General features: G+C 46.3%; 5 protein-coding genes and 1 pseudogene. 4 read left to right on the top strand and 2 right to left on the bottom strand.

Annotation, left to right across the window (positions count from 1 at the left end):
- Positions 1–161: 161 nt before the first annotated feature.
- The 4 genes and pseudogenes from RIB93_RS27435 to RIB93_RS27420 form a co-directional block, all read left to right on the top strand.
- A pseudogene (locus tag RIB93_RS27435) lies at positions 162–710 on the top strand (IS200/IS605 family accessory protein TnpB-related protein); the annotation flags it as partial.
- A gap of 258 nt (positions 711–968) precedes the next feature.
- Positions 969–2,018, top strand: coding sequence for a DnaJ C-terminal domain-containing protein (locus RIB93_RS27430; protein WP_446377637.1), 1,050 nt, complete (start codon positions 969–971; stop codon positions 2,016–2,018).
- A gap of 780 nt (positions 2,019–2,798) precedes the next feature.
- Complete coding sequence (locus RIB93_RS27425) at positions 2,799–7,094, top strand: GAF domain-containing protein (RefSeq protein ID WP_446377635.1); 4,296 nt, start codon at positions 2,799–2,801, stop codon at positions 7,092–7,094.
- On the top strand, positions 7,051–7,404 hold the full coding sequence (locus tag RIB93_RS27420; RefSeq protein WP_446377633.1) for a hypothetical protein: 354 nt from the start codon (positions 7,051–7,053) through the stop codon (positions 7,402–7,404). Before RIB93_RS27425 ends, RIB93_RS27420 begins: the two co-directional genes overlap by 44 nt.
- A 6-nt stretch (positions 7,405–7,410) precedes the next feature.
- Here the strand turns inward: RIB93_RS27420 and RIB93_RS27415 are convergent, their stop codons facing one another.
- Both RIB93_RS27415 and RIB93_RS27410 read right to left on the bottom strand, forming a co-directional pair.
- A complete protein-coding gene (locus RIB93_RS27415) occupies positions 7,411–7,947 on the bottom strand; it encodes a peroxiredoxin family protein (protein WP_446377631.1) in 537 nt (178 codons plus the stop codon).
- A gap of 481 nt (positions 7,948–8,428) precedes the next feature.
- The gene (locus RIB93_RS27410) at positions 8,429–9,022 is read right to left on the bottom strand and encodes a peroxiredoxin (protein WP_446377629.1); all 594 of its coding nucleotides are present in this window, start codon (positions 9,020–9,022) and stop codon (positions 8,429–8,431) included.
- Positions 9,023–9,105: the final 83 nt, after the last annotated feature.

Here is a 9,105-nt window from a genome sequence, read left to right as displayed (position 1 = left end):
TGGGCAATGGTTTCAAGCCTCTGTCGAGGGAAAATTTGGCGCTGGCGGAGGCACAAATTCCAGGGTTTTGACGGTTATGATGTAAAAACCTTGCACTTGTTGGGTAGGAAAATGGCTTAAAACCCTTATCTGGTCTAGCTTCCACACTCATGCAGCAAGCCCTAATTATCAATCACTGCCTTAAATACGGCATAAGTACGATTGTTTTAGGCTGGAATGAAGGATTTAAGAACAACGCCAATATAGGTAGATTGAATAATCAGAAATTTGTTCAAATACCCCTAGGCAAACTTAAAGACCGATTGCAGCAACTGTGTGAAATTTACGGCATTCGCTTAGAAGTAACAGAAGAAGCCTACACCAGCAAAGCTAGCTATCTTGATGGAGACTCCCTGCCTAAGTTTGGCGAAAAGCCAGACGGGTGGAAAGCATCAGGAAGACGGGTAAAACGTGGTTTATATCGCAGCAGTGATGGCTCGATTGTCAATGCTGATTTAAACGGTAGTGCCAATATTTTAAGAAAAGTAGCCAGCAAGTTAGGCATTGACCTAAACCGACTGAGTAGACGGTGTTTGACGACCGTAGCGAGAGTTAGATTGTGGGAATTGCCACAGTCTACTCTGTCAGCAGAATCCCCGTGTATGCGAGACCGGGGAGTGTCAACTCTCTTGTCTCCCGGAACAGAATACCGGGAAATCCACACTGGTTAGTTAACAGAAGCTAAGCTAATCTAACCATTATTAGCCATCCACACTGAGTTAGGGTTATGCTTTATAGGTTGAGATAAGGCATGATGGGAAAAATGCCGCTGCTTCTCTATTTGAAGCTTCAGGTGTGGAAATTGCGATCGCGTGAGTGAGAAAGATCCGAACTTAAACCCATGCTGGGGTTTGTTACTCTAGCTTTGAGGTAGAGACCTATTAGCCCAGTTTATAAATTAAATCCTTGGAGTAGAGGAGAAACCCTTCATGGCTGCAACTGACTTTAAAGACTACTATGCCGTCCTAGGAGTGAGCAAGACGGCTAGTGCGGATGAAATTAAAAAGAGTTTTCGACGTCTGGCGCGGAAATACCATCCAGACATGAACCCGGGTGACAAACAAGCCGAGGCTCGATTTAAAGAAGTTAACGAAGCCTACGAAGTCTTGTCTGACCCCGAAAAACGCAAGAAATACGATCAGTTTGGTCAGTACTGGAAGCAAGCCGGAGTTGGTGGATACCCTGGAGCTGGGGGGGCTAATGTTGATTTCGGTAATTTTGATTTTGGTCAATACGGTAGTTTCGACGAGTTTATTAACGAACTTCTAGGGCGCTTTAATACAGCCGCTACAGGAACCTCAGGAGGGACGGGAAGTCGTCGAACCTACACCTATCGCTCTACTCCAGGCGGCGCAACGGGGGCTGGCTTTAATGACTTTACCAGTGGCTTTGGTGGCTTTAATGATTTCGCTGGCTATGAAAGTGGCAAAGCAGCAGGAGCAGGAGCTGATCGGGAAGCTACAATTACATTGAGCTGGTCTGACGCCTTCCGGGGTACGCAAAAACGGATTAATTTGGGTAGTGAAGTCATCGAAGTGCGGATTCCGCCCGGTGCTAAACCAGGAAGTCGGATTCGGGTTCGAGGTAAGGGTCAAGTGAGCCAATACAACCAGCAACGGGGTGATTTGTACTTAATTGTAGACCTGAAACCTCATGCCTTTTTCCAGTTCGAGGGTGATAACCTCTTGTGTGAAGTGCCAGTGATGCCCGATGAGGCAGTCTTGGGTGCCACGATTGAGGTGCCGACTCCGGATGGTAAAGTGAGTGTCAATGTGCCAGCCGGGATACGCTCAGGTCAATCATTACGGTTGCGCGGTAAAGGCTGGACTCAACCGAAAGGTGGACGCGGTGATCAACTGGTGCGGATTGTCATTGCTACACCAAAAGATATCACGCCAGTTGAGCGGGAGTACTATGAAAAAATCCGGGCAAGCCGTCATTTCGATCCCCGCAGCTATTTGTCTCAGGTACGTCTTTAGAGCGATGTGGGGGAGTTGTAAGGTTTAACCCCTCGCTTCTTCGCTTGTCGGGCATAGCGCGTGAGTTTTCTTCCTGGACTTCGCCTCTAACGTGAACATCTCCCCCATCTCCGGATTTTTCCCAGACAAGGGTAACTGTTTAGACAGATATGATATAATTAAAGTTTTTAGTGTACAGGACTGTCGGGTGCATCCCTTTGGGGCTTAGTAAAGATAAATAAACTTAACCGGATAGTAAATCAAAATACGTAACGGCTTTATAACGTTTTTTAAACTTATTCATGGATTCCGTCACAGTAATGGGAATTTGTATTAGCTTATGATTAGATAGCCCAAAAACTGTATGCATTGTCATATCATGTCTAATTGAACCTGTGAATGAGAAACGGACGCAGGGATCTGGAGAGACGGAAACAAGCCGTGTTTTTTTATTGGCAAAGTTTGACATGATATAATCACCAAGTTCAGTGCGTCTGGGAAAAAGAAAAAGTAGAGATGAACGGCGAGCGATAAGCAGGTAAGAGCAATCGCTGCGCTTTAGCTTCTCTGAAGACAGGGGAAAAGGGTTTCGGAGCTAGTCTAGAATTTGACATGGGTGAAGGAGGCTAACTCTTGTCTAAATCTCCCGTCAAAGTTAAATATTTTTTACAGCCATTCCTCTAAAGGTGAAAAAATAAATAATAATTTGAGGGTTATGATCGAGAAAATGCCTCAATTGATGATCATCGAATTGGCATGAGTCAACTTATGAAAAGATTTGATTTAAAAAAGTCCCAATGGATGAACATTGCGAAAAAGAATGATCAGCCTGGAAAATTATCATGGACAGGCAATAGTCCGGAGCAACTAAAATGGATGCGGATATTGTATGAAACACTTCCCTGCATTTATTTCACCCTGAATTTTGATGGGGTGATTTTGGATGTAAGTCAGTTCGGTGCAGCCTATTTTGGGTATGATTTTTGGGAGTTAGTTCAAAAGCCAATTCATCGGCTTTTTGATCCAGAAAGCCAATACCGATATCAAGCCCTATTGACTCATCTAAGCCAGCATCCGACTGAAATTCATCACTGGGAAACTCGGTTCATTGGTAAAGATGGTAGGATAGTCTGGCTTAAGGCAAGAATTCGTTTGATTCCGATAACTGCCTCAAATTCGGTGATCAGCTTAGTTTGTGAACAGATGAGGACAGCTAAATCACAAGCGTCGCCCCCAACTCCTGATCGCAATAATAATGAAGCTGTTTTAATCACCAATGACAGCGGTGATTTTACCTATATTTGTCCTAATATAACCTCTATTTTTGGTTATTCTTTGTCGGAAGTCCGCGCTCTGGGTAATATTACTCACCTGCTGGGCAACTTACCCTGGAATTGGCAAGCTTTAGCTGTCGCGGGAAATGTTCGTAATGTTGAAGTAGAAATTACCGATAAGACAGGCAAACCCCGTACTGTATTGGTTAATGTTAAGCCAGTTTCGATCCAGGGAGGAACAATACTTTATCGCTTGCGTGATAGCACGAATCGCCAGTTCGTTGCAGACAAATGGCAACCCGATGCTGATCGGTTAGCACCTAGCCTAGCCGATCCAACAACGAACCAACTAAGTAAGACTAACTACACCCAAGACATTCTGCAAGAGAGTGAAGACCGATTCCGCACGATGGCAGATAATGCCCCTGTGCTGTTATGGATGTCCGGTACAGATGGGTTATGTACGTTTTTTAATCAGGGCTGGTTGCGGTTTACTGGACGCACTCTGGAACAAGAACTGGGTAATGGTTGGGCTGAGGGGGTGCATTCTGACGACTTATCATCTTGTTTAGAGACGTATCAGCAGGCGTTTAATGCTCGTCAAGCTTTTTGTATGGAATATCGCTTGCGACGAGCCGATCAAGAATATCGCTGGATTTTAGATACAGGAACGCCTCGATTTACTCCTAGTGGTCAGTTTTTAGGGTATATCGGCTCTTGCATCGATATTACCGATCGCAAGCAAACCGAAACAGCCGTGCAACAGCAATATCTGCGGGAACGGTTAATTGGGGCGATCGCGCAACGGATTCACTATTCCTTAGACTTAGACGAGATTCTGAACACCACCGTCGCCGAAGTGCGGCAAATTTTGATGTGCGATCGCGTGCTAGTCTTTCGCCTCTATGGAGATGGGAGTGGTGTCGTGGAAGTCGAATCCGTTGACGTGAACTCGAAGCCGATTTCCGGAACCGTGATCAACGATCGCTACTTTGCCGAAGACTATATCCACCTTTACCAAAAAGGGCGTGTCCAATGCGTCGAAGATATTTATAACGCTGGGTTAACTGACTGTCATATTGAATTATTAGCTCAATTCCAAGTGAGAGCCAACCTAGTTATCCCCATCGTCCATGAGGAGCGCTTATGGGGATTGCTGGTAGCTCAACAGTGCCAAACCCCCCGAAAATGGCAACCTGGGGAAATCGAGTTGCTGCAAACGCTCTCCACCCATACCGCCATTGCCATTCAACAATCGGAACTCTATCAGCAAGCCCAAACCGAAATCCACCAACGCCAACAAGCCGAAGCAACCCTGCGACAACAAGTTCAGCGAGAGCAGTTAGTCGGGGCGATTACTCAACACATCCGTCAATCGCTGAATTTAGAGGACATTCTCGAACGCACCGTGGCGCAAGTGCGACAGGTTCTGCAAACCGATCGGGTGATTATTTTGCGCTTCAATCCCGACTGGAGTGGTGAGGTGGTGGTTGAATCCGTAGACTCGCGCTGGTGTTCGATTTTAGGCAACCATATATACGACGCCTGTTTTGAGAAAACCTACCTCTCGCTCTACCAACAAGGTCGAGTCAGAACCCTAGATGATATCTATGCCGGTAATCTGAGCCAATGTTATATTGACTTACTCGCCAAGTTCCAGGTACGGGCTAACCTAGTTGTGCCAATTGTCCACAGTAACAAACCCCTACCTACCCCACAGTCCCAAGCTGATGTCGAAACACCCAGCCAAAGCCCAACCCGCTTGTGGGGACTACTGATTGCCCATCACTGTAGCCAACCCCGGAACTGGCAGTCATTTGAGATTGACTTACTCGACGGGTTAGCCTCTCAGGTGGCTATTGCCATTCAACAAAGCCAACTCTACGAACAGGCAACATCTCTGTTCTGGCGAGAGCGAGTCCTCAATCAAGTGACTCAAGCCATCCGCCGTTCGTTGGACGTAACCACGGTTTTTGAGACAGCCGTCCAAGAGATTGGCGAACTCTTACCCGTGGATCGGGCGGAAATTGTCCAATATTTGCCGGAACGCCAGTCTTGGTTATCGGTGGCAGACTATCGCCGCTCTCTAGAGGATAGGAGTACACTGGGACAAGAAATTCCGGATCAAAATCATCCTTGGGCTGAACGACTCAAGCAATTAGAAATTATTCGCATCGAGGATACGAGTACATTTAACCAAGGTTTAGCGCAAGACTTTCCAGGAGCTTGGTTATGGGTTCCCTTGCACTTTAATTCTCAGATATTAGGGAGTTTAACTTTAGGCAAAACCAATCATCCCTACTTCTGGCAAGACTCAGAGGTGGAATTAATCGTCGCCATTGCCGACCAAGTCGCGATCGCGATCGGTCAAAGTCAACTGTACCATCAGGCTCAGTATCACCTCAAACGAGAACAAGCGATCAATCATCTAACTCATGGGATTCGTTGTTCGCTCGACTTACAAACGATTTTTTCTACCGCCACCCAGGAAATTGAGAGCCTTTTGCAAGTGGATCGCGCTCAAATTATCCAACATAAGCCCGAACGCCAACTCTGGGTGAATGTAGCCGAGTCCTGTCGGGGTGACTGTTTGCCCAAAGCCTTGGGTGTAGAAATTCCTGATGCTAATAATCCCCTGGCTGAACGAATCAAACGCTTAGAAGTGGTGCGGATTCAAGATACCCGGTGTTTGGCAGACGCCACCAATACAGGCGTCGCGCAACAGTTTCCGGGGGCGTGGTTGTTGGTTCCCCTGCACTGTGGTAACTCGGTTTGGGGCGCTCTAGGGCTGATGATGGATAATCGAGCCTACAATTGGCAAGACGCCGAGGTCGAGTTGATTTGTACCATCGCCGATCAATTAGCGATCGCACTCCAACAAGCGGAACTCTACAAGCAAAGTCGCAAGGCGGAAGCCAAAGCCTTAACCCACGCCCAACAGCTTGAGCAAACTGTTGCCAAACTCCAGAAAACCCAAGCCCAGTTGGTGCAAAGTGAAAAAATGTCCAGTTTAGGGCAGTTAGTCGCCGGAGTTGCCCATGAAATCAATAATCCAGTTAACTTTATTTATGGTAATTTAGTCCATGCCAGTGACTATGCTACTGATCTTTTAGGGTTAATCGAACTCTATCAACAGCAATATCCCCAGAACACACCCGAAATCCAGTCTGAAATGGACGCGATCGATCTGGAATTTTTGATAGAAGACTTGCCTAAACTGCTGGATTCGATGAAAGTCGGAGCAGAACGGATCTGTGAAATTGTCTACTCCCTGCGGAATTTTTCTCGTATCGCCGAAGCGGAAATGAAAGCCGTAGATATTCATGAGGGGATTAATAGCACCCTGATGATTCTGCGAAACCGACTCAAAGCACGAGGCGAGAATCCGGGTATTCAGGTGATTAAAGAGTATGGTGAACTGCCGCAGGTTGAATGTTATGCTGGACAAATCAATCAAGTGTTTATGAATTTGTTAGTCAATGCCATTGATGCCATTGATGAGCAAAACAAAAAGCGGTCATTAGACGAACTTAAAGCTAACCCTAGCACAATTCGAGTGCAAACTGAAATTGTAGATAACCAAGAGGTAGCGATCCGAATTATCGATAATGGTTCCGGAATGACACAGGACGTTCAGCAACAACTCTTCCATCCCTTCTTTACCACTAAACCGGTGGGGACGGGGACAGGTTTAGGATTATCAATTAGCTATCAAATCGTTGTTGAAAAACATGGAGGTCAGCTTTTCTGCCACAGTAATTTAGGACAGGGAACCGAGTTTGTTCTCCAAATTCCAGTGCGTCAACATCTGGGGAAAGGATAGAAGGGAAGATGGGGGAGATGGGGGAGATGGGGGAGATGGGGGAGATAGGGAAGCTGGGGGAGATGGGGAAGCTGGGGAAGCTGGGGAAGATGGGGGAGATGGGGGAGATGGGGGAGATGGGGGAGATGGGGAAGATGGGGGAGATGGGGGAGCAAGGGAAGCTGGGGGAGATGGGGAAGCTGGGGAAGCTGGGGAAGCGGGGGAAGCAGGGGAAGCGGGGGAAGCAGGGGAAGATAGAGGAGTTCACTCAAAACGTTCCCTGTTAACTGTTAACTGTTCCCTGTTCCCTATTCCCTGTTCCCTGACATAAGATCAACTACTCCACGTTTAAGAGTAGCTTCTCCATCTCAGCATTTGGCGATAAGAATGAAAACAAATGTTTAAAGCGGAGTTTGCCTTGTTTATCGATCAAAAACTGAGCAGGTAAAGGCGCTCCCAGTGCCTGACCAACTTGATAGGCTTGAAAGGTGCGACAACTTGAATCACTCAACAGGGGCATTTTTAACCCTAAATCATTGACCACAGTTTTGCTTTGCAGAGGATCGGTACTTGTGATCATTAACACCTCTACCCCCTTCTGAGTAAATTGCTCATATTGCTCATTCATCGCCTGAATATGGGGATAGCAAAGGGGGCAATATTGCTTTTCGGTAAAAATGCGGGTAAACGCCAGCAGAACCGGTTGCTGTTCTCGATAACTGGATAATCTCACCTGACGATTATTCGTGATATCCGGTAGTTCAAAATCCGGAGTCAGTTGTCCTAATCTCAACGGATTGGTAGCCGGGATGGGAAAAAAATTACGCAGAAAACGCTCGTTGAATAAACCGCTAAAGTCAGTTGATGTTAGCATTGGCTGAATCTGATCCAACAACTTATTTTATAGTAAAAGGCAGATGGCAAATAGTTTTTTAATCTGTCCTAGCCTTTACAACAACAGTTATAACGGCAAAGGGCGCACGTCGGTCATCCGTGTCAACTTAAGGTGAAAACCAATACTGGCAAGCATTTCACCCTCATCCCCTAACCCCTTCTCCCTTCAAGGGAGAAGGGGAACCGGAATTATTAATTAAACAATGTAGCTGGCTATGTCTGGAATATAACATCTTTCTTGCTCCCCTCCTCCCGTGCAACAAAAGCGAAGCATCATAAGGCTTCCCCCTTTTGAAGGGGGATCTAAAAGGGGAGAACGAGGGGGGTAGGGGGAAATGTTCCCTCCCCTTGATAAGGGGAGGGTTAGGGGGGGGTTGTGTCAAAGTATTGCGTTCTGGCAAGAGCTTAAATTGATACCAATGCACATCGGTGCGCCCCTTCCAGCTATTTGTTAGTAAACCTTAAACGGCGGAGAAATAAACTTTGGACTTAACGGGATCAGGAACCATGGTTTTATCACCGGGTTGCCAACCTTGAGGGCAAACTTCGTCTGGATGCGCTTGAACGTATTGAATCGCTTTGAGAGTCCGCAACACTTCATCTACATTCCGACCAAAAGAGAGGTTATTGATCGTTGAATGCTGAATAATACCATCTTTGTCGATAATAAACAATCCTCGGAGGGCTACACCTGCATCGGGGTCAAGAACGTTATAAGCGGTACTGATTTCTTTCTTGATGTCAGAAACTAGAGGATAATTGAGATCACCCACACCACCATTCTTGCGATCCGTTTGAATCCAAGCTAGGTGAGAGAATTCACTGTCTACGGAGATGCCGAGAACTTGAGTCCCAACTTCTTTAAATTCACTAAAGCGATCGCTAAATGCTGTAATCTCTGTGGGACAGACAAAGGTGAAGTCTAGTGGATAGAAGAATATGACTACATATTGACCCCGGTAGTCGGACAGTTTAATCGTCTTAAATTCTTGATCGATGACCACCGTCGCGCTGAAGTCAGGAGCAGGTTGACCAACTCGCAGACATCCTTCCATGAAATTATCCTCCTTGAGTGTTTTGGTGTATGCGTTCGCTGTATATTATCAGTCTTAGTCAATAAACACAGATTATTTACGAA

Source organism: Coleofasciculus sp. D1-CHI-01, from assembly GCF_040218875.1.
GTDB lineage: Bacteria > Cyanobacteriota > Cyanobacteriia > Cyanobacteriales > Coleofasciculaceae > Coleofasciculus.
Note: the sequence above shows the minus strand (reverse complement) of the source record. Positions and strands in the feature narration are given on the sequence as shown.

What these genes read in the sequence shown, in the direction of transcription:
- RIB93_RS27430 (WP_446377637.1), top strand. Translation starts at nt 969, where the DNA reads ATGGCTGCAACTGACTTTAAAGACTACTATGCCGTCCTAGGAGTGAGC.
- RIB93_RS27425 (WP_446377635.1), top strand. Translation starts at nt 2,799, where the DNA reads ATGAACATTGCGAAAAAGAATGATCAGCCTGGAAAATTATCATGGACA.
- RIB93_RS27415 (WP_446377631.1), bottom strand. Translation starts at nt 7,947, where the DNA reads ATGCTAACATCAACTGACTTTAGCGGTTTATTCAACGAGCGTTTTCTG.
- RIB93_RS27410 (WP_446377629.1), bottom strand. Translation starts at nt 9,022, where the DNA reads ATGGAAGGATGTCTGCGAGTTGGTCAACCTGCTCCTGACTTCAGCGCG.